27 protein-coding genes and 1 pseudogene are annotated in these 22,338 nt (G+C 67.7%); 22 read left to right on the top strand and 6 right to left on the bottom strand.

Going from position 1 to position 22,338, the window contains the following annotated elements; genetic code table 11:
* Nucleotides 1-449 precede the first annotated feature (449 nt).
* Both OG718_RS26520 and OG718_RS26515 read left to right on the top strand, forming a co-directional pair.
* Entirely contained in the window at nucleotides 450-710 is a 261-nt protein-coding gene (locus tag OG718_RS26520) for a DUF3099 domain-containing protein (RefSeq protein WP_143639496.1), read from the top strand.
* Nucleotides 711-719: 9 nt separating this feature from the next.
* Nucleotides 720-1,136, top strand: a complete 417-nt coding sequence (locus OG718_RS26515; protein ID WP_328845347.1) for a VOC family protein — start codon at nucleotides 720-722, stop codon at nucleotides 1,134-1,136.
* A 41-nt stretch (nucleotides 1,137-1,177) separates the two neighbouring features.
* Here the strand turns inward: OG718_RS26515 and OG718_RS26510 are convergent, their stop codons facing one another.
* A complete protein-coding gene (locus OG718_RS26510) occupies nucleotides 1,178-1,540 on the bottom strand; it encodes a DsrE family protein (RefSeq protein WP_328845346.1) in 363 nt (120 codons plus the stop codon).
* A gap of 158 nt (nucleotides 1,541-1,698) precedes the next feature.
* Here OG718_RS26510 and OG718_RS26505 point away from each other — a divergent pair, with 158 nt between their 5' ends.
* From OG718_RS26505 to ygfZ, 6 genes are all read left to right on the top strand, one after another.
* Nucleotides 1,699-2,424, top strand: a complete 726-nt coding sequence (locus OG718_RS26505) for a hypothetical protein (protein WP_328845345.1) — start codon at nucleotides 1,699-1,701, stop codon at nucleotides 2,422-2,424.
* Nucleotides 2,425-2,456: 32 nt separating this feature from the next.
* Entirely contained in the window at nucleotides 2,457-3,257 is an 801-nt protein-coding gene (locus OG718_RS26500) for a hypothetical protein (protein ID WP_328845344.1), read from the top strand.
* A 113-nt stretch (nucleotides 3,258-3,370) separates the two neighbouring features.
* Nucleotides 3,371-4,123 carry a hypothetical protein gene (locus OG718_RS26495; RefSeq protein ID WP_328845343.1) on the top strand — a complete coding sequence of 251 codons (753 nt, stop codon included), beginning with the start codon at nucleotides 3,371-3,373 and terminating at the stop codon, nucleotides 4,121-4,123.
* Nucleotides 4,124-4,346: 223 nt separating this feature from the next.
* Nucleotides 4,347-4,922 (top strand): FABP family protein, encoded by a 576-nt coding sequence (locus OG718_RS26490; protein ID WP_055617545.1) that lies wholly within the window; start codon nucleotides 4,347-4,349, stop codon nucleotides 4,920-4,922.
* Between the two features lie 27 nt (nucleotides 4,923-4,949).
* A complete protein-coding gene (locus tag OG718_RS26485; RefSeq protein ID WP_328845342.1) occupies nucleotides 4,950-5,414 on the top strand; it encodes a Fur family transcriptional regulator in 465 nt (154 codons plus the stop codon).
* 110 nt (nucleotides 5,415-5,524) lie between these two features.
* Entirely contained in the window at nucleotides 5,525-6,499 is a 975-nt protein-coding gene (gene ygfZ, locus OG718_RS26480; protein ID WP_328845341.1) for a CAF17-like 4Fe-4S cluster assembly/insertion protein YgfZ, read from the top strand.
* 56 nt (nucleotides 6,500-6,555) lie between these two features.
* On the opposite strand, the gene dtd is transcribed toward ygfZ, so the two are convergent.
* Entirely contained in the window at nucleotides 6,556-6,981 is a 426-nt protein-coding gene (dtd, locus tag OG718_RS26475) for a D-aminoacyl-tRNA deacylase (protein WP_328845340.1), read from the bottom strand.
* A 195-nt stretch (nucleotides 6,982-7,176) separates the two neighbouring features.
* Here dtd and OG718_RS26470 point away from each other — a divergent pair, with 195 nt between their 5' ends.
* Entirely contained in the window at nucleotides 7,177-7,887 is a 711-nt protein-coding gene (locus OG718_RS26470) for an RsiG family protein (protein WP_328845339.1), read from the top strand.
* A gap of 236 nt (nucleotides 7,888-8,123) precedes the next feature.
* Nucleotides 8,124-9,380, top strand: coding sequence for a GNAT family N-acetyltransferase (locus OG718_RS26465; RefSeq protein ID WP_328845338.1), 1,257 nt, complete (start codon nucleotides 8,124-8,126; stop codon nucleotides 9,378-9,380).
* Nucleotides 9,381-9,638: 258 nt separating this feature from the next.
* Here OG718_RS26465 and OG718_RS26460 read toward each other — a convergent pair whose 3' ends face one another.
* Nucleotides 9,639-9,824, bottom strand: a complete 186-nt coding sequence (locus OG718_RS26460; protein ID WP_055618441.1) for a hypothetical protein — start codon at nucleotides 9,822-9,824, stop codon at nucleotides 9,639-9,641.
* Between the two features lie 205 nt (nucleotides 9,825-10,029).
* Here OG718_RS26460 and OG718_RS26455 point away from each other — a divergent pair, with 205 nt between their 5' ends.
* Nucleotides 10,030-10,938 carry a winged helix-turn-helix domain-containing protein gene (locus tag OG718_RS26455; protein WP_328845337.1) on the top strand — a complete coding sequence of 303 codons (909 nt, stop codon included), beginning with the start codon at nucleotides 10,030-10,032 and terminating at the stop codon, nucleotides 10,936-10,938.
* Nucleotides 10,939-11,017: 79 nt separating this feature from the next.
* Here the strand turns inward: OG718_RS26455 and OG718_RS26450 are convergent, their stop codons facing one another.
* Nucleotides 11,018-11,206 carry a hypothetical protein gene (locus tag OG718_RS26450; RefSeq protein ID WP_055618439.1) on the bottom strand — a complete coding sequence of 63 codons (189 nt, stop codon included), beginning with the start codon at nucleotides 11,204-11,206 and terminating at the stop codon, nucleotides 11,018-11,020.
* Between the two features lie 252 nt (nucleotides 11,207-11,458).
* Here OG718_RS26450 and OG718_RS26445 point away from each other — a divergent pair, with 252 nt between their 5' ends.
* The 4 genes from OG718_RS26445 (at nucleotide 11,459) to OG718_RS26430 (ending at nucleotide 14,944) form a co-directional block, all read left to right on the top strand.
* Nucleotides 11,459-12,337: a winged helix-turn-helix domain-containing protein gene (locus tag OG718_RS26445; RefSeq protein WP_328845336.1), complete on the top strand. Its 879-nt coding sequence runs from the start codon at nucleotides 11,459-11,461 to the stop codon at nucleotides 12,335-12,337.
* Entirely contained in the window at nucleotides 12,286-13,071 is a 786-nt protein-coding gene (locus OG718_RS26440) for an HAD family hydrolase (protein WP_443055143.1), read from the top strand. Before OG718_RS26445 ends, OG718_RS26440 begins: the two co-directional genes overlap by 52 nt.
* A gap of 146 nt (nucleotides 13,072-13,217) precedes the next feature.
* Nucleotides 13,218-14,096 carry a winged helix-turn-helix domain-containing protein gene (locus OG718_RS26435; RefSeq protein WP_328845334.1) on the top strand — a complete coding sequence of 293 codons (879 nt, stop codon included), beginning with the start codon at nucleotides 13,218-13,220 and terminating at the stop codon, nucleotides 14,094-14,096.
* A gap of 143 nt (nucleotides 14,097-14,239) precedes the next feature.
* Entirely contained in the window at nucleotides 14,240-14,944 is a 705-nt protein-coding gene (locus OG718_RS26430; protein WP_328845333.1) for an HAD family hydrolase, read from the top strand.
* 11 nt (nucleotides 14,945-14,955) lie between these two features.
* On the opposite strand, the gene OG718_RS26425 is transcribed toward OG718_RS26430, so the two are convergent.
* Nucleotides 14,956-15,132 (bottom strand): hypothetical protein, encoded by a 177-nt coding sequence (locus tag OG718_RS26425; RefSeq protein WP_328845332.1) that lies wholly within the window; start codon nucleotides 15,130-15,132, stop codon nucleotides 14,956-14,958.
* Between the two features lie 170 nt (nucleotides 15,133-15,302).
* On the opposite strand from OG718_RS26425, the gene OG718_RS26420 reads away from it, so the two are divergent.
* From OG718_RS26420 to OG718_RS54445, 6 genes and pseudogenes are all read left to right on the top strand, one after another.
* Nucleotides 15,303-16,193 carry a winged helix-turn-helix domain-containing protein gene (locus tag OG718_RS26420; RefSeq protein ID WP_328845331.1) on the top strand — a complete coding sequence of 297 codons (891 nt, stop codon included), beginning with the start codon at nucleotides 15,303-15,305 and terminating at the stop codon, nucleotides 16,191-16,193.
* A gap of 113 nt (nucleotides 16,194-16,306) precedes the next feature.
* The gene (locus OG718_RS26415; protein WP_328845330.1) at nucleotides 16,307-17,467 is read left to right on the top strand and encodes a phosphotransferase family protein; all 1,161 of its coding nucleotides are present in this window, start codon (nucleotides 16,307-16,309) and stop codon (nucleotides 17,465-17,467) included.
* Nucleotides 17,457-18,167, top strand: a complete 711-nt coding sequence (locus OG718_RS26410) for an HAD family hydrolase (protein WP_328845329.1) — start codon at nucleotides 17,457-17,459, stop codon at nucleotides 18,165-18,167. The genes OG718_RS26415 and OG718_RS26410 overlap by 11 nt, the downstream gene beginning before the upstream one ends.
* Nucleotides 18,168-18,183: 16 nt before the next feature.
* Nucleotides 18,184-19,272, top strand: coding sequence for an aminoglycoside phosphotransferase family protein (locus tag OG718_RS26405; RefSeq protein WP_328845328.1), 1,089 nt, complete (start codon nucleotides 18,184-18,186; stop codon nucleotides 19,270-19,272).
* A 13-nt stretch (nucleotides 19,273-19,285) separates the two neighbouring features.
* Entirely contained in the window at nucleotides 19,286-19,768 is a 483-nt protein-coding gene (locus tag OG718_RS26400; RefSeq protein ID WP_328845327.1) for a hypothetical protein, read from the top strand.
* 105 nt (nucleotides 19,769-19,873) lie between these two features.
* Nucleotides 19,874-20,104 (top strand): annotated as a pseudogene (locus OG718_RS54445) (phosphotransferase family protein); the annotation flags it as partial.
* 292 nt (nucleotides 20,105-20,396) lie between these two features.
* On the opposite strand, the gene OG718_RS26395 reads toward OG718_RS54445, so the two are convergent.
* The gene (locus OG718_RS26395) at nucleotides 20,397-21,368 is read right to left on the bottom strand and encodes a zinc-binding dehydrogenase (protein WP_328845326.1); all 972 of its coding nucleotides are present in this window, start codon (nucleotides 21,366-21,368) and stop codon (nucleotides 20,397-20,399) included.
* Nucleotides 21,369-21,693: 325 nt separating this feature from the next.
* Here OG718_RS26395 and OG718_RS26390 point away from each other — a divergent pair, with 325 nt between their 5' ends.
* Entirely contained in the window at nucleotides 21,694-22,299 is a 606-nt protein-coding gene (locus OG718_RS26390; protein ID WP_328847834.1) for a TetR/AcrR family transcriptional regulator, read from the top strand.
* Nucleotides 22,300-22,338: the final 39 nt, after the last annotated feature.

Here is a 22,338-nt window from a genome sequence, read left to right as displayed (position 1 = left end):
CACCTGACGGCGGACACCGTATAAACGGCCGAAGGGCCGCACCCCCGGGGGGTTGGACGCTTTCCGGTAATGGGGTGCGGCCCTTCGGCTTGCCCGCGGACAGACCATCCGGGCCTGCCCGGATCTACGCTGGATGTATGTACGCACGAAGGCGTCACGGCCCCTCCTTGACGCGCCTCTCGCGCTGCTTCGCAGGCTTCGAGGCGCTGCGCCGGACTCCGTCCGCCGGGTCGTGGCGTCGTCCCTGCCTCGCGGGGTGAGCCTTTGCGCGGGCCCGGATCTACGCTGGATGTATGTACGCACGAAGGCGTCACGGCCCCTCCTTGACGCGCCTCTCGCGCTGCTTCGCAGGCTTCGAGGCGCTGCGCCGGACTCCGTCCGCCGGGTCGTGGCGTCGTCCCTGCCTCGCGGGGTGAGCCTTTGCGCCGGCCCGGATCTACGCTGGATGTATGTACGCACGAAGGCGCCACGTCTATTTCGCCATGATGGGCACGTGCATCGGGCTGTTCGTGCTGGCCTGGGGAGTCGTGCGGCTCTGGTCGGTGCCCGTGGCCGTCGGGATGTGCGTCGTGGCCATGGTGATTCCCCCGCTCGCGGCGATGGCGGCGAATCGGCGCGGCCCCGACGACCGCTGGTGGGACGACCCGTCCGGCGATCCCAAGTCCGACGACTGGTGGGACGAGCTGGACGGCAAGAAGCGCCGCCAGTAGAAAACTGCCATGGCGCTCACGAATACCGGGAGCACGAACACCCGGACCGCGAAGGTGTCCACCGTTGTCCTCGACGCGCACGACGCGCACGAGCTGGCCGGGTTCTACGTGCGGCTGCTCGGATACGAGGTGCGCAGTGAGGAGCCCCACTGGGTGCTCATCGGGCCGCCGCCCGGCGACGAGGGCATCTCGCTCGCCTTCGAGACCGAGGCCGAGTACGTCCCGCCCGTCTGGCCGACCCGGAAACCCGGCGACCAGCAGATGATGCTGCACCTCGACATCGAGGTCGACGACCTGGCGGGCGAGACGGAGCGTGCCGTCGCCGAGGGCGCCACGCTCGCGGCCCACCAGCCGCAGGACGACGTACGCGTGCTGTTCGACCCCTCCGGGCACCCCTTCTGCCTCTGGGTGCAGACGCCGGAGTAGACGTCTCAGCACGTCTCAGCACTCTGTGGACGTACTCAGTATCAGTAGACGAGCGCCTGGGTCTCGTCCCCCATGGCCTCCTGGACGAAGACCTGGGCGCCCGCGATGCGTACGCCCTCGATGACGTCCTTCTCCGTGATGTCCCGGCGGGCGGCGCACTGTGTGCAGAGGGTGAGCCGGCCGCCGGCCAGGATCGAGTCGAGCAGGTCGGGGAGCGGGGCCGCGTGCGGCAGTTCGAACTCGGCGGCACGGCCCGGCAGTGCGAACCACGCGGACTCGCCCGTCAGCCAGAGCGACACGTCCACCCCGCTGGCCACGGCGACCGCCGCCACCGTGAACGCCTGAGAGCAGCGTTCGGGAGCGTCCGCCCCCGCCGTCACCTTGATCACGAGCTTCTTCGCCATGGTCGAATCGTAATCAACTCCCTTGCAACCTCACGCGTTGATCATGGGTCTCCTGTGCGCGCGGATACGGAATCCGCGCTTCGCGTTCTGTGGGGGACGTCTTGGAAGTACCTGAAGTGCCCGAAACGCTGGGTTTACTGGGTTCGGTGGAGGAACCGGTGCCTGCGGCGCGTGTACGCCGGCATGGACGTACGACGCTCCTCATCGCCACGGCTGCCGTGCTCGGGATGGTCGCCGGCACCTGCGTCGGATACCTGATCCAGGCCGACCGCGAGCCCACCGAGCTGCCATCGCTCTCGCAGCCGGTCGTCGCGCAGGCGAAGGGCGAGGGGCCCGATCCCTTGTCGGCCGCACAGGATCGCAAGGTGAAGACCGACGGCGACCTGCGCAAGCTGCTGATCGAGCGGCCGAAGGGCGCGCGGGACGGTGTCTACGCGACCGGCGACCAGGGCGGCTGGATGTCGCTCGCCGAGTACGCGTCCGGATTCACGAGGCCCACCAGCGCCTTCCGCAATCTCATCGGTGACGAGTTCCGACGGGCGGCCGTCACCAGTTGGCGCGTCGGCAGTACACGCAGCATCGAGATCCGTCTGGTGCAGTACCGCCAGGAGGAGGACACCGCGGCGGGCAGCCGTGCCGAGAGCCAGCGCTCCTGGACCGAGGAGAACAGCACCACGCGCAGTTGGCCCATCCCGGGCACGGGTGACGGCATGGCGTACGTCCACACCGAGCCCGCGCGGAACGAGGGCCGCCTCCCAGTCTACTCGGCCGAGGCGCACGCCTGGCGCGGCGACGTCGTCATGGAGGTCTGGGTCTCCGACACGAAACCGATCCCCAAGGAGACGATCACGGATCTTGCCGAGCGGCAGATGGGGCGGCTGTGAACGAGAACCCCGGCAGATCAGAAGACGGATCCTTGCCGCTCGCGATGGTGGACGACGAGATCGTCGAAGCCGCGCCTGAGAAGGAGCCCGTGCGACGCGGCCGCGTCGCCGCTGTCGCCGGTTGCGGCGCGCTCCTCGTCGCCGTCGTCGTCGGCACTGGATTCACCGTCGTGACCGTCAACGACGCCGACCGTGACGCGGGCGCCCCCGTTTGGCGTTTCCCGAAGGCGGAGAAGGACGACAAGAAGACGAAGTCGCCCTCGGGTCTCGCGGGCATGCTGGTTCCCTACGGCACCGACACCGACGGATACGGCCGTGGTCCCGACATCGACGAGTTCGGCTCCGACGCCGAGTTCAGCGGCCGTCAGGCCACCGACCTGCGCAAACAGTCGATCCGCGACCTGCCCCGCTCCCAGCGGTTGCGGTTGGAAAAACAGATCGACAAGGAGCACCTCAAGGGCATGGTGATGCGCAGCTACCTCAGCCCGCCCGACACCCTCGGTTATGCCAACAAGGTCTTCACGGTCGACGTCGTGCTGTCCCGGATGGACAAGGGGGCCGTGCGCGACATCGCCACCTTCCAGAGCGAGTTCCTCAACGCCCTGAAGGTCTTCCGCAAGGGCCCGAAGATCGAGGGCCACAAGAACGTCCAGTGCTTCCTGCCGCCGAAGGACGCCGACACGGAACTCGACACGATGGTCTGCTCTGCCTACAAGGGCGACGTGCTGGTCAGCGCCACCGCGTCCGGGATCAAGCCACTGAACACCCAAGGGGTCGCGGTGCTCCTGCGCGAGCAGCTCGACCGCATCGGCGAGCCGGGGGAGGCGGTATGACCGATTTGAGCGAGCAGGGCGAGCAGGTCGCACAGGCTTCCCTGCCCGAGGGGTCATCCGCAGCTGTCCCGCCCCCACCCCCGTCTCTGCCGCCGGCAAAAGGGAGCAATCGTGTGCTGCACACAGCCCTGCGCTGGACCGCCGCCGTCGTGGTCTTCGCGGCGGTCGGTGTGGCGGCTGCGTACGGCGTCACACGGATGGAGCGCACCGACGTACCCGGCCTCGCGACTGCGTCGGACGGGCGCTGGGACTACCCGGAGATCCACAGGCCACCGCTGCCCTCCGGCAGCCCAGGCCCCTTCGCCGAGACGAACAAGGCCGGTGCCCACTACGCCGACCTGCGTGAGCTCGTGCTTCCCGCCCCGAAGGGCGCGAAGGCCGAGGCGGAGCTGCGCGGCGAGGACGGCTGGCTCGCGCCGGAGTCCTTCCTGGCGGAGTACGCCTCGAAGGGCGACCGGGAGACCATCGGGCATCTACTGACCGACAACGGCCTTCGGCACATCGCCGCGCGCGGCTGGACCATGCGAGACGGTACGCGTACGCGGATCTACCTGCTTCGGTTCACCACGGCCGCCGTTGTGGACGACTTGCTCGCCGGCAAGCTCACCGCCTTCGACTACCCGCGGTACCACCTGCGCGGGACCGAAGAGGTCGCCGACGACGAGCAGTTCCCGGCGTCCTCCCAGGTCGACGGCGTCGTACGCGTCCTCGGCAACGAGGCGAAGCCGTACGGCGCCGAGCAGGTCCGGCATGCGTACCTGGGGGCGGGGGACACCGTCGCCCTGATCGTGCAGTCCCGCAAGGGCACCACCGAGGCGGTCCCCTTCCAGCAGACCGTGGTCCTGCAGAGCCAGCTCCTGAGCTGACCGGCGGACCTCGGAGAGAGAGCCGCTCCCCACCCCCACTAGAGTGGGGAGCGGCTCTGTACTGCCCACCACCGCGTCACCCCCGAGGAGCACCCCGTGCTTGAGTACTTCTTCGAAGCCCTGCTGGTCCTGGTCTGTGTCGGCGTTCTCGCCTTCACCGGGCTGGCCGTGAAGAAGCTGTACCAGGGCCAGCGCTGACCCCCATCAAGGAACTGCCGACCTCATGATCGAGATCCCGTCCGACCTGCACAAGGACCTCGTCCCCCTTGCCTTCCTGCTCGGCAACTGGACCGGCGCGGGCGTCCACGACTTCCCCGGCGACGAGAAGTGCAACTTCGGCCAGGAAGTCAGCTTCACCCACGACGGGCGGGACTTCCTGGAGTACCACTCGCACACCTGGGTCCTCGACGCCGAGGGCAACAAGGTGCGCGCGCTGGAGTCCGAGTCCGGCTTCTGGCGGATCGACCAGAACCGCAAGGTCGAGGTCGTCATGGTCCGCGACGACGGCGTCGTCGAGATCTGGTACGGCGAGATGGCCGACAAGAAGCCCCAGATCGACCTGGTCACGGACGCGGTCGCGCGTACGGCCGCCTCGGGCCCGTACAGCGGTGGCAAGCGTCTGTACGGCTATGTGAAGAGCGATCTCATGTGGGTCGGCGAGAAGCAGACCCCCGAGGTTTCGCTCCGCCCGTACATGTCGGCCCAGCTCAAGAAGGTCGTCAGCCCGGAGGACGTCGAGCGCTGGGCCAAGGCCCTGCCGGACGACATGCCGGACGACGGGATCGCTTTCTTCAAGTAGTTCTACAAGTAGTTCTAGACTTTCGGTGTGGTGAGCACTGGAAGCACCGAAGGCACTGACTGGAAGAGCGATCTGCGGCAGCGCGGTTACCGGCTGACGCCGCAGCGGCAACTTGTGCTCGAAGCCGTGGACACCCTGGAGCACGCGACCCCCGACGACATCCTCATCGAGGTGAGGAAGACCGCGTCGGGGGTCAACATTTCCACGGTTTACCGGACCCTGGAGCTCCTGGAGGAGCTCGGGCTCGTCTCGCACGCGCACCTCGGGCACGGGGCGCCGACGTACCACCTCGCGGACCGGCACCACCATCTCCACCTGGTCTGCCGCGACTGCACGAACGTCATCGAGGCGGACGTCGAGATCGCCGCCGACTTCACCGCCAAGCTCCGCGAGACCTTCGGCTTCTCCACCGACATGAAGCACTTCGCGATCTTCGGCCGCTGCGAGGACTGCACGGCGAGGGCGGCGGAGAAGGCCGCGAAGGCGGAGTAGGCGGCGGAGCGGCCTCTACCGCGAGTGGGGAGCTGCCCCCTACGGCAAGTGGGGAGCGGCACTCCGGCGGAAATAAAAAGCGCGCCCACTCGGTCGTAGGCTGTGTGGATATGAAGAGCCCTCTGTTGTCCCTGCCCGGTGCCGTGCCCGCCGAGGGTGTGGACGAAGGTGTCGCCGCCCACTACGGGGACCTGTTCCGAGAACAGCGTGCCTTCGCCGGCGGCACCGGTTTCGTGGACCTCTCGCACCGCGGCGTGGTCACCGTCACCGGCGACGACCGGCTCACCTGGCTGCACCTGCTGCTCACCCAGCACGTCAGCGACCTCCCGGCGGGCCGCGCCACCGAGGCGCTGATCCTCTCCGCGCACGGTCACATCGAGCACGCGCTGTATCTCGTCGACGACGGGACGACCACCTGGGCCCACGTGGAGCCCGACAGCCAGGACGCGCTGATCGCGTACCTGGAGTCGATGAAGTTCTTCTACCGCGTCGAAGTCGCCGACCGCACGGCCGAGTTCGCGGTCGTCCACCTGCCCGCCGGCTCCATCGCCGACGTCCCCGAGGGCGTCGTCGTCCGCGAGACGCCGTACGGACGTGATCTGTTCCTGCCGCGTACGGACCTGGAGTCGTACGCCGCCGACGTCGACCGGCACGGCCCGGCGGTCGGGCTGCTCGCGTACGAGGCGCTGCGCGTCGAGCACCACCAGCCGCGGATCGGTTTCGAGACCGACCACCGGACCATCCCGCACGAGCTGGGCTGGATCGGCAGCGCGGTGCATCTGCAGAAGGGCTGCTACCGCGGGCAGGAGACCGTCGCCCGCGTCCAGAACCTGGGCAAGCCCCCGCGCCGGCTCGTCTTCCTGCACCTGGACGGCAGCGAGGTCCATCTCCCGCCGCACGGCGCGGAGCTGCGGCTCGCGGACGAGGGGCCGGACGGGCGCAAGATCGGTTTCGTGACGACGGCCGTACGGCATCACGAGCTCGGCCCGATCGCCCTGGGACTCGTCAAGCGGAACGTACCGCTGGACGCGCGTCTGGTGGCCGATACGACGGCGGCGGCGCAGGAGGTCGTGGTCGAGCCGTAGGGCCCCGCCAGGGGCTGCCGGGCCGGATCTTGGAGTCCCTGTTGCCCGCCTGGCGGCTACATCTCCAGCAGGACGGTGAACGGGCCGTCGTTCGTCAGTGAGACGCGCATCTGCGCGCCGAAGCGGCCCGTCGCCACCGTCGCTCCCAGCGAGCGGAGCTGGGCCACGACCTCGTCCACGAGGGGCTCCGCGACGTCGCCGGGGGCGGCCGCGTTCCAGGTGGGGCGGCGGCCCTTGCGGGCGTCTCCGTACAGCGTGAACTGGCTGATGACGAGCAGCGGGGCGTCGATGTCCGAGCACGACTTCTCGTCGGCCAGCATGCGGACCGACCAGAGTTTGCGGGCCAGTTGGGCCGCCTTCTCCTTGGTGTCCTCGTGGGTCACCCCGACCAGGACGCACAGGCCCTCGCCGCTGATCTCACCGACGGTCTCACCCTCGACGACGACGCTCGCGCCGTCCACTCTCTGCACCACCGCACGCATAAGGACCATCATGCCGTGCGTCGGATTGACGTCGGTACGGGCCTTGGTGCCGGCCTCGGCGCCGACTCCGTACGGGGGCTTTCTTATTGATCCTTAACCCCCCATCTGGGGCCGATCGGGGGCACTCGGTCACATAGCGGCCACTTGGGGTGGCACGATGCTCACACGCGCCGGTCGAGGGGACGGTTGAGGCACATGAGCACACCGAGTACGGGGCAGTCACCCGGGGTCGTATCGCTGATTCGGGGGGAGCCGCCGTCATCGCCACCGCCATCGCCTGTGGCGGCCTTGCCGCAGTCTTCGCCGTCGTCGTCAGCGCGCCCGGTCGTGGCGCGTCCGCCCACCCAGCGTACGGACAGCCCCATGCCTGAGTCGGCGCCCGAGCCCGAGCCTGAGTCGGAGCCCGAGCTGAGCGTCCTGCGGCTGCCCGAACTGCGCACCCTGCGGAGGGACGCGCAGCGGGACGAGGCAGATCTGAGCTATGTGCGGCGGCTGTTGCAGGGGCGGATCGACATCCTGCGCGCCGAGTTGGGGCGGCGGGGTGCCCCGCGGCGGGGGCGCGAGGCGCGGATCGCGGCTTCGGCGTCCGTCGTCGAGCGGCTGTCGGAGATCCTGACGGACGCGCCGGCGCGGCAGCGGTCGTCCGCGCGGCACGTGACTGTGGGTACGCCCCACAGCGAGGAGTTCCGGCGGCTGGCCTCGGACATGCTCGCCGAGGTCGAGCTGTCCGACCTGGAGGCGCGTACGGACCTGGAGCTGAACGCGGCGATGGGGCGGCTCGTGCGGTACGAGCAGCAGGTTTCCCGGCGCCGGCAGGAGCTGCAGCGGACTGCGGACGACTGCAGCGCGGAGATCGCCCGCCGCTATCGCGAGGGCGAGGCGCAGGTGGACGACTTGCTGATGTGACGTCGACGGCGCGCTCTGCGGGGTTGGTCGGGGGGTTGGTCGTGGCTGGCCCCGCAGTCTTTTTGGGGGCGCGGGGAACTGCGCGGGCAACCCAAGGCGGCCCGCACCGGTACGCAGCCCTGAGCCCCCACCCACCCGGGGGTCTGGGGGCGGAGCCCCCGGTTTCGGGAAGGGGCGGGGCCGGGGGAGAGAAAAACGGCGCGACACCCCCCACCACGTCTGCCTAGCGTGGCCACATGAGCCCCCGCCAGGACATCGACATACGCCCCATCCGCGAGGACGAGATCCGGGACTGGACCCGCGCGCTGCACACGGGATTCCAGCTCCCCCCGACCGTCTCGGACGCGGACGTCAAGGACCGCAGCACCTACATCGTGCCCGCCCGAACACTGGGCGCATTCGACGGCACCAGATGCGTAGCCACGTTCCGCTCGTTCCCGCAGCAGATCACAGCCGTGGGCGGCTCCCCGGTGGCGGCCGACGCGATCTCGAACGTGACGGTCACAGCGACCCACCGCCGCCGAGGCATCCTCACCCGGATGATGGCCAAGGACCTGGCGGCGGCGAAGGAGCGGGGCGACACCGTGGCGACGCTGATCGCCGCGGAGTACCCGATCTACGGCCGGTACGGATTCGGTGCGGCCACGACGGCCGCCGAGTGGACGATCGACGTGCCGAGGGCGGGCCTCGACCCCCGCTGGTCGGGCCCGGAGGACGGCGGCCGTATCGACCTCGTGGACGGCGACGACGTACGGAAGACGGGCCCGGAGCTGCACGAGCGGCTCAGGCGGGTGCAGCCGGGCGTGGTCGACCGCGACGAGCGGTGGTGGCAGGTCCGTACGGGCGCGCTGGTGCTCGACCCGGCCTCGTGGACCGAGCCCTTCCACGCGGTGTACCGCAACGCGGAGGGAGAGGTCGAGGGGCTGCTCACGTACACCGTGGACGACCACTGGGGGGACGTGAAGCAGCCGCTGGAGACCGCGAAGGTCAAGGACATGATCGCGGTCACGCCGGCCGCGGAGCGTGCCCTGTGGCGGTACGTGTGCTCGGTCGACTGGGTCACGAAGGTCAGGACGGGGTGGCGGGCGGCGGACGACCTGCTGCCGCATCTGCTGCCGGATCCGCGCGCGGCACGCATCCTGACGCAGGCCGACCTGCTGTGGGTGCGGGTCCTGGATGTGGTGGCGGCACTGGAGGCGCGTACGTACGGGGCGACGGGGACGCTCGTCCTGGAGGTCGTCGACCGGGGAGGGCTGTGCGGGGGCCGGTACCGGCTGGACGCCTCGGAGGCGGGAGCAAGTTGTGCACGGACCACGGAGGACGCCGAACTCACACTGGATGTGGGTGAGTTGGGGTCGCTGTGGCTCGGGGACGAGTCGGCGGTGCGGCTCGCGGCGCTGGGGCGGGTGCGGGAAGAACGAGCGGGCGCCGCCCTCTTGGCCGACGCCCTGCTGCGAACGTCCAGGCGACCGTGGTGCCCGGACATCTTCTGATTCTTTTGTTCCTGGTCCTGACTGGTCCTGCTGCCTGGTGACTCCGTCCTTCGGGGTCTGGCCTCCGTTCCCTGTCGGTGGTCCGCTTCGGCGGCTTCTCCTCCGTTGTTCTGTGTGACTGTTCAGTTGTGATCCGTAGCTGTTCAGTTGTTGTTCCGCGGATCTTGGAGCGAACCGCGATGGTGCGGACCAACCGGGCTCCCGGCTCCCCTCCGGAAGGGAGCCCGGTCGGCCGGACTGCCGGACGGTGGCGCCCGATCAGCCGGACTGGGCGAGCAGCATCACGAGGATGACGGCCCCGAGGCCGCCGATCATGGAGTTCTTGGCCTTGATACCGACGGCGAGGGCGACGAAGGCGATGACGCCCATCGCCCCGAACTTCACCTGGATCAACTGCTCGAAACCGATGGCGAGGGCGGCGACGATGATGGCGATGAGCGGCATGCGGTCCCTCCTTCGGGACGGGGAGGCGGACCCCCCGCTGGGACCGTCCACCTGGTCGACAGTTCCGACTCTGGCGGCCAACCCCTGGGAAGCTTGACCATGTTCCTCAAGTTGGTTACCAACTTCACTGAAGTTATCTCCTCTTGGATGCGTCTCATAACCACCTTCTCAATAACTGCCCAAAGATGGCGCGAAGTTGTAGTGTTTGGTTGTGGACCCGGAACACGTCGCCGTCAATGGGCGGAAGAGGTCGCAACAGCCACAGCGGTCACACCGCGAGGTGGCCGACGAGCTGCGCACCCGGATCAGGTCCGGTGAGCTGCGGCCCGGGCAGCGCATGCCCACACAGGCCCAGCTGGCCGACGAGTTCGGCGTCGAGCGCGGCGCCGTGCGCCAGGCGCTGCGCATCCTCCAGTCGGAACACCTGCTGTCCAACGTGTCCAAAGGGAGCCCGGCGACCGTCGCCCAGGACGTGGGACCGGCTCTGACCGGGCCCGGAGCTCCGCCGCAGCCCACCATGGTGGCGCTCGCGTCGCGGATCACGGCCGCCTTCTCGGCCCCTCACGTGGAGATCGACGCCCTGTGCCTGACGGCGGTCTCGCTCACTCTCGCGATGGGTGAGCCGTTGCGTCTCATCCACGAGGGGCGAATAAAACCAGCCAGGGTGGACGTCCGGGTGCTCCTGCCGTCCAGCGACATCGACCTCGCCTTCCCGGCGCCGGTGGACGACACGGTCGACGACCGGCTGCAGCGCCGCTGGCTGGCCCACCGCAACGCACAGGGCCAGGTCCTCAAGCACAACCTGCTGGCGTTACGGGCCACGCACGGCATCGACGTACACATCACCTTCCGCGCCCTGCCGTTCACCCCGCCCGTGAAGCTCTACCTGCTCAACGGCGTGGAGGCGCTCTTCGCGTACTACACGCTGACGCGGCGCGGCGAGGAGATCGACCACGAGTACCTGGAGATGTACGACGCGGAGGGGACCCAGTCCATGCTGTTCCCCTTCGAACAGGGCGACGGCCTGCGGGACACGACCTTCGTCGAGCAGTCCCATCTGTGGTTCAACGCACTGTGGGAGACCATCAGCTCGGAGCTTGTGCTCACGGGCTGAGGTCTCCCACGGACGGGTACCGGATCTTCGGGTGGTTCTTCGTCCTCGCGGTTCGTGCGGTTCGCGCAGTTCGTACGGGTCACAGGGCGGGCCCGGAGACCATGAGGGCGAGGACGACGGCGCCGATCGAGCTGCAGGTCGGGCTCTTCGCCTTGATGCCGATGGTGAGCAGCAGCAGCCCCACGACACCGCTGGGACCGTATCGCCACTGGACGAGCTGCTCGAAGGTGACGACGAAGACGGCGGAGAGGAAGGCGATGACGGGCATGGTGGATCCTCCTTCGGGTCTTTCGGGGTGGTGCGACGGCTGGGCGGGGGTGGTGCGGGAGTGGTGCGGTGGTGCGGGACGATGCTGGAGAGGCGCGGAGCCTTCCCATCTGCCAACTACTTGCGAGAGGAGGCAAACCTTCCGCCATCTTCGCTAAGTTGGTTGCCAACTCTGACTAAGATATCCCCAGTTGGTCCCTACTTCAAAACAACTTTCAAACAACTCCCCTAAGATGGAGCGGAGTTGTAGCGTTTGGTCGTGACCCAGGAGAACGTGGCAGTGAACGGCAGCAGAAAGCTCTCGCCGCAGGAGATCGCCGACATCCTGCGGGACCGTATCCGCGCGGGTGACCTGCGCTCCGGCGACCGCCTGCCGACCCAGGCCGAGCTGGCCGAGGAGTTCGGTGTGGAGCGCGGCACGATCCGCCAGGCCCTGCGGGCACTCCAGGACGAGGGCCGGCTCAGCAACGTCAGCAAGGGCAGCCCCCCGCGTATCGCGGACGTGACCCCCGCGCGGGACGAGCCTCAGCCGACGATGGTGGGGTTGGCACCGCAGTTGGTCGAGGCGTTCGCCGTGCCGCATGTCCGGGTGGACGCCGCGTGCCTCACCGCCGAGACCCTGATGCTGGCCCTCGGTGAGCCGGTCCGCCTGATCCATGAGGGCAAGCTCCGCCCGGAGTCGATCGACGTCCGCATCCTGCTGCCCTCCCGTGACATCAACCTCGCCTTCCCCGTCTCCGTCGACGCACAGGGCGCCCAGGACCCGGTCCACCAGCGCTGGCTGGAGATGCGCAACGCCCAGGGCCACGTCCTGCGCCACAACCTCAAGGCGCTGCGTTCGTCCCACGGCATCGACGTCAACGTGACCTTCCGGGCGCTGCCGTTCACCCCGCCGGTGAAGCTGTACCTGCTCAACGGCGTCGAGGCCCTGATCGCGTACTACATGATCATGAGGCGGGAGGAGGCCGGCGACAGCGGCATGCTCGACATGTACGACGCGTTGGGCTCCACCTCCCTACTGTTCTCCTTCGAGCAAAGGGCCGGCCAACGCGACGCCGCCTTCGTCGTGCAGTCCCAGAAGTGGTTCAACGCCCTCTGGGAAACCATCACTACGGACCTGACACTCTCCTAGTGACTCCAGATACGAAGCAGACTGGTCCGGTGGCAGCAGAGACTGAGAACCTCCAGGAAGTGATCAAGCGCGCCCGCTTCGTCCTCTTCGACTTCGACGGGCCGATCTGTCGGTTGTTCGCGGGCTACTCGGCGGAGAAGGTGGCGCGCCAACTGGTCGCCTGGCTGGAGGGGCAGGGCTTGCGGGGGCTGCTGACCGAGGAGGAGCAGGTCCACCCGGACCCCCAGGTCCTCCTCGCCGCCGTGAACCGGCGCCGCCCGAACAGCGATCTGGTGACCGAACTGGAGGAGCGGCTCACCCAAGAGGAACTCCGTGCGGTGTCCAGCGCCTGGCCCACCGAGTATGCGGATCCGCTGATACGGACCTGGAGCGCGGTCGGGGCGCGGTTGGCCATAGCGACCAACAATTCGGCCCAGACGGCGATCAGTTACCTGGAGGGTCGTTGCCTTGTCGGCTGCTTCGCGTCCAATATCTACGGCCGCACCAAGGAACTTCACCACCTCAAGCCTCATCCTTACCGTCTTGTCCAAGCTCTGGGTGCCATGGGCGCCGCCCCAAATAAAGCCCTCATGATCGGCGACACTCCAACGGACTTCCATGCTGCCCAAGGGGCGGACGTTCCCTTTCTTGGCTACGCGCGTAACGCCGAAAGGGAGAAGGAGCTGAGATCGGCGGGAGCGGAAGTTGTGGTGAGGTCGCTGGAGTCGGTTCTGAGGATGGTCCGAGTGAGGTGACCTTCCGCGGGTGATGTGCAAGTGGAGGTAGGTCCTTCACTGGTTCTGCTAAGTTGGTAGCCAAGTCGGCTCAAGTTGCGCCTAGTTGGTAGCTACCTCAGACAACTTGCCCGCAACCCCCTGCAAGTGGGGTGGGGTTGTAGCGTTTGGTCGTGACCCAGGAGAACGTGGCAGTGAACGGCAGCAGAAAGCTCTCGCCGCAGGAGATCGCCGACATCCTGCGGGACCGTATCCGCGCGGGTGACCTGCGCTCCGGCGACCGCCTGCCGACCCAGGCCGAGCTGGCCGAGGAGTTCGGCGTGGAGCGCGGCACGATCCGCCAGGCCCTGCGGGCACTCCAGGACGAGGGCCGGCTCAGCAACGTCAGCAAGGGCAGCCCGCCGAGGGTGGCCGAGGCGGCGCCTACGCGGGACGAGCCCCAGCCGACGATGGTGGGCTTGGCGCCTCGGCTCACGGGCGCGTTCGCCGTGCCGCATGTCCGGGTGGACGCCGTGTGCCACACCGCCGAGACTCTGATGCTGGCTCTGGGTGAATCGGTTCGCCTGATCCATGAGGGCAAGCTCCGCCCGGAGTCGATCGACGTCCGCATCCTGCTGCCCTCCCGTGATATCAACCTCGCCTTCCCCGTCTCTGTCGACGCGCAGGGTGCCGAGGATCCGGTCCACCAGCGCTGGCTGGAGATGCGTAACGCCCAGGTTCACGTCCTGCGCCACAACCTCAGGGCGCTGCGTTCGTCCCACGGCATCGACGTCAACGTGACCTTCCGGGCGCTGCCGTTCACCCCGCCGGTGAAGCTGTACCTGCTCAACGGGGAAGAAGTGCTGATGGGGTACTACATGCTCACGCAGCGGGAGGAGGAGCACGATGGCCGGACTCTGGTCATGTACGACGCGCTTGGGTCCGAGTCCCTCCTCTTCTTCTTCGAGACGCGGTCCGGTCAGCGCGACGCCGCATTCGTGGACCAGTCCCAGAAGTGGTTCAACGCCCTCTGGGAAACCATCACCACGGACCTGAGCCTCTCCTGAGAGCCGCGTACGGCCTCGCGACCGGCAGCGGTCGTGCCCTGAGCGGCCCAGAAATGGTTCGATGCCCTCTGGGAAACGATCGCCAGGGAGTTGACACTCTCTGAGTGACTTTTGAAACGAGACAGACCGAGTCGGCGTCGGGTATGACCGAAAGCCTCCAGGGGCTGATCGCGGAGACACGTTACGTCTTCTTCGACTTCGACGGACCGATCTGTCGCCTGTTCGCGGGTCACTCGGCCGAGGACATCGCGAGAGCCCAGGTGAAGTGGCTGAAGGACCGTGGGCTGCTCGGGCTGCTGACCGACAGGGAGCGGAACCACCCGGACCCGCACGGTGTGCTGAGCGCGGTCGCCCGCCGTCACCCCAAGAGCGATCTCGTTGCCGAGCTCGAAGAGTGGCTCACCCAGAAGGAGTTGGAGGCGGTGCCCACCGCCTGGCCCACCGAGTTCGCGGATCCGTTGATCCGGACCTGGGTGGCTGTCGGTGCGCGGATGGCCATAGTGACCAACAACTCGGCCCGCACGGTGACGTCCTATCTGGAGAGCCGGGGCCTGCTGGAGTGCTTCGCCCCCTACATCTACGGCCGTAGCAAGAATCTCGAACTGCTCAAGCCGCACCCACACACGCTGAACCGGGCTCTGAACGTACTCGGAGCGGCACCGGACGCCACGCTGATGATCGGTGACGCGCCGTCGGACTGCGAGGCCGCCCGCAGCGCGGGTGTGTCCTTTCTCGGCTACGCGCGTGACCCTGCCGTGGCAGAGGAGTTGTTGAAGGCCGGCGCGGCTCCGGGACACATCGTGGACTCGCTGGAACCCGTGCTGCAGATCGTGCGGGGCCGCGCCTGACTCGCTGGGCATCAGCTCGGGGTCATCAGCAGCACCAGCAGTATGGTGGCAACCAATATGCAGGTACTGTTGCGCGCCTTCAGTCCAATTCCCAGCAGGCAGAACCCTGCGACCCCAAGCGGACCGAACTCCCCATGTACCGCCTGTTGCAGAGCGATCCGCAGCACGGCCAGCGCGATCTCGACCATGATCATGATCTTCCGCCCGCCTCCCCTGGCGTCAACCTGTCGTCCAATTGGACTGGTTGACTTGAGTTGAATGTTCCCTGGCTGGTTGATCCCTAATCAACAGTCCAATGGGTGCAGCTATTTGGCTGGAAGTGGTTTGCCGTTGGGGGTGTGAGAGGTAGGTTCGGCGTGTGGCTAACTTGGAAGGCGCCGACAGTGGAGGCAGGGAGTTCCGACGTGTGGACAACGCCCTGCGGGAGCAGTTGGCGAACGGAACGTACAGGCTGGGCGACATGCTGCCCGCGCAGCGGGACCTGGCCTCCGAGTACGGGGTCTCCCGCGACACGGTCCAGAGGGTCCTGCGCCAACTGGCCGCGGAGGGCTGGATCCAGTCGAAACAGGGCAGTGGCAGCCGGGTGCTGCGGGTGCCACGTGTCGGCCCGGCCGGACAGCGTGCGGGGCTGGGTGCCGAGCGGCAGGGGAGGGCGCTGCTCCTCCCGCTGATCCACACGGCCTTCGAGCAGCCCACGGTGTCCCTGGACGTCTTCACGCTCACGTCCGAGACGCTGGTGGGTCACCTCAGGCAGCAGACGGAGCGCGTTCTGGTCACCAAGGAGATCTCTCCGGAACGGCTGCACGTCCGCATGCTGGTGCCCTGGGAGGACGAGCCGCTGGCCTATCCGCGCGCCAAGGACCCGGGCGACGCACGGGTCTGGCAGCGCTGGCGGACGATGACCCGCAAGCACCTCAAGGACATGCAGGTGTACTTCAAGGCGTTGAACGAGGGAGGGGTCGACGCCCGGCTGGAGGTCCGCAGGGTGCCACTGACCCCGCACTGCAAGCTGTACGTGCTCAACGACACCGACATGCTGTACGGGACCTATGACGTGGTCGAGCGCACGGTCACTCTCGATGACGGCACCGATATCGAGTCCCTGGACGTACTCGGTCTGGGCTCGACCCTCTCGCACCACCGGCGGGAGGCGGACGAGGAGTCGCACGACTCCACGTTCTTCGCCAGCCACCAAGGCTGGTTCGAGTCGTGCTGGAACCTGCTGGGTGTGGTAGCGGAGGGCAACTGAAAGGGCATTGTCGGTAACGCCGGACACGAGTATCGAGTGGAGGCGGTCCAGATAGTGACACGTCGTGAGATGAGGAGGAAGGCAGGCTCGGAGAGGCAGTACTGTGTGCGCCCATGCCGTCCCCTCCGCATCACAGAGCGCGCCAGGCACTGGTACGCCGTCTCGCGGAGGTGCGGCGCCGCAGCCCGGACGGGGCGACCGTTACCGGCCATCACAACAGCAACCACATCGTGTCTCTGGGACAGCCGCTGGCCTTTCTGCTGGGGATGGGGTCCGGACGGGTTCTCGCCAAGTTCCGTACACCCTTCACCACGGTGGAAGTGGTGCCGCGAATCTGGCGGCGCGAGTCGGAGGTGCTGCGGGCGGTGAGCAAACAGCTGAGTGAAGTGCCTCGCTGTCTGGTGGACTTCGAGGAATGGTCACTGCACGCCTATCTGCCGGGACGCGTGTTGTCCGAGGTGGTCCAGGAGGGGCCGATCGGTAGCTGGCGCCTGGCTGCACTCGCCGACTTCTTCGCACGTGTGGCCTCGGTGCCGGAATATGATCTGCCGCAGCGCCCGGCCGACTGGCCGCAGAACGGCGACAGTTCAGGGTTTCTGCGTTGGTTGGGCCGGTTTGCCGAGCAGCGGGTGTATCAGTGCAACCGGCCCCGCTTCGGGGAACTCTTCGACGCGGTCGGCGTCCCACGCGACGCCGTGGACCGATTCCTGCGTTCCGTGCCCGAACTCAGCCCGCGCCCGTTTGCCCTGCTGCACACCGACGTCCACCGGGCCAATGTGGTGGTGATACCGGACGGGGACGGCGAGCGGCTGTCGGTCATCGACTGGGAACTCGCGTTGTACGGGGATCCGTTGCACGACCTGGCGACCCATCTCGTCCGTATGGGGTATGACAAGACGGAGCAGGAACTGATGATCCGGATGTGGGCCGACGCGATGCGAAGCGCGGGCCACGGGGACATGACCGTCGACATGGACCGTGACCTGGAGTGGTATCTCGGATTCGAGTACGTACAGTCGGTGTTCCCCGACGTGATGCGGGCGGCTCTCGCCCTGCCCGACGACCCTGGGGAGCAGGACTTGCGCCTTGCCGCCGGACAGGTGTGCCGGGCGATACACCGGGCCAGGGAGCCGCTGGCCCTGGTGGACGGGCCCCTGGGCGAAGAGGCGGGTGTCGAGGCGCTGCGGCAGTGGCACCGCGCAGACAGGGCAGAGTGGGTGGGGAGCACCGAAGAGTTGGAACGGATGGAGGGCCTGGAGCGGCATGGCTGTTGATCTCAAGGACATGAGGGAAGCAGAGAAGCTGCTGTCGGGCGCGCGCTGTGTCCTCTTCGACTTCGACGGACCGATTTGCCGGCTCTTCCCGAACGGCTCCTCCGTGGATGTCGCCGATAAACTCCGGCGGCAGATCGACGCCTTCGGGGTCGGCGACGTACTGACGGAGCACGAGCGCGAGGACAAGGATCCGCATGTAGTGCTGCGGGCGGTGCACCGTGAGTGCAAGGACAGGGACCTGCAGGGACTGCTGGAGGCCCTGGAGGAAACGCTGACGGAGGGGGAGCTGGTAGCTGCGGGGTCCGCGGAACTCACAGAGGACGCCGATGTTCTCATCGGCTTGCTCGCCGAACGGGACCTGCGCCTCGGTGTGGTCACCAACAACTCGCACTTGGCAGCCGAGTCGTTCCTTAAGACCAATAAACTGAGCGAGTGCTTCGGCAGTATCGAAGGCCGCACCCGCGATCCCGGCCTGATGAAGCCGCACCCCGACGTCATCGAGCGGGCCCTGCGGAATCTGCGCCTTCGACCGGAGGGCGCGGTGATGATCGGAGACTCGCCGTCGGACCTGGAAGCCGCGAATCGGGCCGGAGTTCAGTTCATCGGATACGGGCGCAATGACCTCAAGGTGAATGCGTTGCGGGACGCCGGGGCCGCGGTGGTCGTTCGTTCCTATGGCCCGTTGGTCAAGGAGGCGTGAGAGGGCGGGACTTGACGTGGCTTCAGAGATCAGTCGGCGCGAATTAGAGGTCGCCGGTGACGGGGTTCCGTCTGTCGAAGGGCCCTTGACGGGTTATCACCATGAGACGTATGCGTTCATGCTGTCGGACGAGGCTGGAGCCTCCTTCGGTGGGCGCTGGAAGATCCGCGAACCCCGCGAGGCGCTCCTGTGGTTCGACCGGCGTTACTTCGCGTCGGAGATTCACCTGCTCTACGACCTACAGCGAAGTATCGACCTCGTCCCCGAGGTCGCTCCGGTAGGGGGCTTCGACCTGCAGCGATTCGTCGAGGGCGTCACCCTGGGGGAGCGGCATCCGTCCGGCGAAGCTGTGCCCGAGGCGGTGTTCGAACAGATCCTGGAACTGTTCCGCCAGTTGATCGCTGTCACTTCGAACATCTTGGTCGCGAAGCGAAAATACGAACCAATGGATCGGGCCGAGGAGGGGGATAGTGCGGGATTCCTTGGAAGGCTCATCCGGTTCACTCAAGAGCGTGTGTATGGGGAGAACCTGCCGGAATATGAAGATTTGTTCGCCGATCTCGGCCTCGGCCTCAATTCCTTTGAGTACCTCAGAAAGCACGTTGACGGACTGACAAGTCGACCGTTCTGCCTCCTGCACGCGGATCTGCACCGAGAGAACTTCATCCTCGACTCTGCGGGCAAAGTCTGGGCCATCGACTGGGAACTGGCGATGCTCGGCGATCCCCTCTACGACCTCGCAACCCATCTCCACCTGATGCGGTATCCGGTTCAGCAGGAGCAGGTGATCATCCAGCGATGGTGTGCGATCGCCGAAGAGGTCAGAAAGGGCAGTTCCAAAGGCTGGATCGAGGATCTGCCGAGGCTGCGCGACTACAAGAAGGCGCAGTCCCTGTTCACGGACGTCATCCGTGAGACACAGTCCCTCGTTGTCGCAGGAGGGTTCGGCCCTCGGCGGCTCCACGAGGCGAGCTTGAGGGTTCGGGACGTACGCAGGGCGGCGGCCGAGCCGCTGGGGCTGACTTCCAGGCCGAGCCTGTTGGAGATCGAGGCGGCGCTCCTGCGATGGGACGGAGACAGAAAGCGCAGAGAGGCCGGAACCTGAGCAGGAGCGGTCCATGTACTTGGTCGAACCCGACGACCACGCTCTCGCGGACACCTGCGACGAGTTCGTACGGCATGCGATACGCGCCGGTGTCAGGCTCCGTGGGCATCGCAACCAGAACTTCGTGCTGCCGTTGACGGAGGAACTGGCCCGGCATGTGGAGTGCGAGTTCGGCACGCCCGTGACGGTACGGATCCGCAGGCCGGAGGCGTTGCCTGTGGTCGTGCGCACCTGGCCGCGGGAAGGGGAAGTCCTCGATGCCGTCGGCAGGATGTCGCCGCACCAGGTGCCGCGGTACCTGGCCGCCGGCCGCGAGGCCTCCATCCACAGCTATGTGGATGAAGTTCCACTCTCGGAGTTGTACCCGGACGGCACAGCCGTGCCCGGCGATATCGTCGAGGAGTTGGCGGACCAGTCAGCGCGGATGGCGCAGGTCGGCCGGGAGTCCCTGCCGCCGCTGCCCGCGGACTGGCCCACGGACGACCGGGACAGCTGAGGGTTCCTGCGGCTGCTGACGGGACAGGTGGACCACCAGGTGCGCGAGCCCAATTGGCCTGTGTTCGGGCGGCTGTTCGTCGCACTGGGTGTTCCTGAGGACGCGATGCGACGGTTCGCCGATCGCCTGCCCGCCATGACCGGCCGGCCGTTCGCTCTGCTGCACGCGGATCTCCACCGGGACAACCTGATCGTGACCCGTTCCGGTGCGCCGCCTCTGGTCTGTGTCGACTGGGAGCTCGCGACGTACGGCGACCCGCTGCACGACCTTGCCATCCACCTCGTACGCATGCGGTACCCGGAGCCGCAGCGGGAGCAGGTGATCGATGCCTGGTGTCGGGCACTTCGAAGCACCAGCCCCGACTCGGTCGACGGGGTGGCACAAGACCTGCGGCACTACGTCGAGTTCGAACGTGCGCAGTCCGTCTATCCGGATGTCGTGCGCGCTGCGCAGTCGCTGACCAACAGCCCCGACCACCCTGACCACTTCGACCGCCTCGGTCGGCGGGAGCTGGCGCGATCGACAGCCGTGGTTCGCAAGGCATTGAAGGCCGCGGCCGGACCGTTGGGGCTCGACGGCGTACCGGATGTGGCCGACATCGAGCGAGCGCTCAAGAATTGGTGCCGGTTCAGCACTTCAGCACCACCTTCCCCAGCAACTCCCGCCCCTCGACAGCCCGATGTGCCTCCCCCGCCTCCTCCAGCGAGAACACCTCCCCGACAACCGCCCGCAACCGACCCGCCGCAGCCTCCCCGAGGGCGTAGGTGGTCAGGCGGGTGAGGTCGGACGGGCTGAACTGGACGTCGCCGATGCCGAAGAGGGTGATGTCGCGGTGCTTGGCGTCCGTCGGGTTCAGGGGGGTGAAGTCGCCGGTCGAGGCGCCGTGGGCCGAGAAGCGGCCGCCGGTTGCCGTCAAGGGGAAGGCCATCGCGCCGAGTTGGCCGCCGACGCCGTCCAGGACCACGTCCGCCGCGCCGTCGGGGCCGCCGAGGGCGTGGCGGGCCTGGGCCGGCCAGTCGGGGGACGTGGCGTCGACGACCGCGTCCGCGCCCAGGTCCCGTACCAGGGCGAGCTTCGCCTCGCCTCGGGCCACGCCCACCACCCGGGCACCCCGCGCATGGGCCAGCTGGACCAGGAGCGTGCCCATGCCGCCCGAGGCACCCAGGATCAGGACCCGGTCCGTCTCCGTCACCGCGGTGAGTTCCAGAAGGCCCGTCGATGTCACTCCGTCGTGGACCAGGGCCGCCGCGTCGAGGAGATCCAAGGAGTCCGGGACGACCGTCAAGGCCGAGGTCGCCGCCACGGCTCGCTCCGCGTACGCGCCCGTCACGAACGAAGTGACCCGGCGGCCCAGCCACTCCGCGGGGACGTCCGGGCCCAGGGCGCTCACGACTCCTGCGACGCCGCCCCCGGGGACGTACGGAGGTGTTACCGGGAAGTACTCGACGCCCCAGCCGGACCGTATCTGCGTCTCCACGAAGATCGTGTCCGCGTACGCGACGTCGATCAGTACTTCGCCGGGGGCGGGGACCGGGTCCGGGAGGTCGGTCGTGATCAGGACCGACGGGTCGCCGAAGCGTGTCACCTGGGCTGCTCGCACGGGGATCTCCAGAAAGAGAAGTGGACGGTGGAGCGGGCAGTCTTTGACCTCAAGTTCGGTTGAGGTCAAGAGGAGTCGGCAAGAGGGTGCGGCAAGCAGAGCGGGCAAGAGGGGTCGGAACCGGCCAAGGGGGCGAGGAAGTGGTGTTCAAGGGGAAGGCGGGAGTCCGGAAAGTGCGTAGGCTCGGGGCATGGGCGAGACGGGTGCGAGGGGTGCTGCCGGCGTGACCGGGGTCACGCGGGCGGTGAGTGGTGCGAGCGCCGTGGGCGCGCCGCGTGAGGCGGGTGCGGTGGGTGCCGTGGGTGTGGCAGGTGCTGCGGGGGCCATGGGGTTGCGTGAGCGTAAGAAGCTGCGCATGTACCAGGACGTCTCGGACGTCGCCATCACGCTCTTCCTGCAGAAGGGGTTCGAGCGGGTCTCCGTCGCGGAGGTGGCCGCCGCCGCCCAGATATCGAAGCCGACCCTCTTTCGGTACTTCTCGTCGAAGGAGGACCTGGTTCTGCACCGGTTCGCCGATCACGAGGACGAGGCCGCGCGGGTGGTCACCGCGCGGGCGCCCGGGGAGTCCGCCGTCGACGCGCTGCGGCGGCAGTTCCTGGCCGGGATCGAGCGGAGCGACCCCATCACCGGGGTCAACGGGGACCCGCACATCCTCGCCTTCCACCGGCTGCTCTACGGGACTCCTTCGCTGGTCGCGCGGCTGTACGAGTATCTGGAGCGGTCCGAGGACGCCCTCACCGAGGCGCTCGGTGGCGGCCTCGATGCCAGGCTCGCCGCCGGGCAGATCATCGCCGTGCAGCGGATCCTCGCGCAGGAGAACTGGCGGCGGATCGCGGACGGCGAGCCGGTCGCGGACGTGCGGCGGGATGCCGTCGTCGCGGCGGAGAGCGCGTTCGCGCGGCTTGAGGCAGGGCTGCCGCGATGTGTTTGACGCCCGCCGGGTGCCGAGCGATGCCCATTCCATGACCAA

It is taken from the genome of Streptomyces sp. NBC_00258 (assembly GCF_036182465.1).
In the GTDB taxonomy this organism is placed as follows: domain Bacteria; phylum Actinomycetota; class Actinomycetes; order Streptomycetales; family Streptomycetaceae; genus Streptomyces.
The sequence above is the reverse complement of the archived record's forward strand: the minus strand, read 5'-3'. Positions and strand labels throughout refer to the sequence as shown.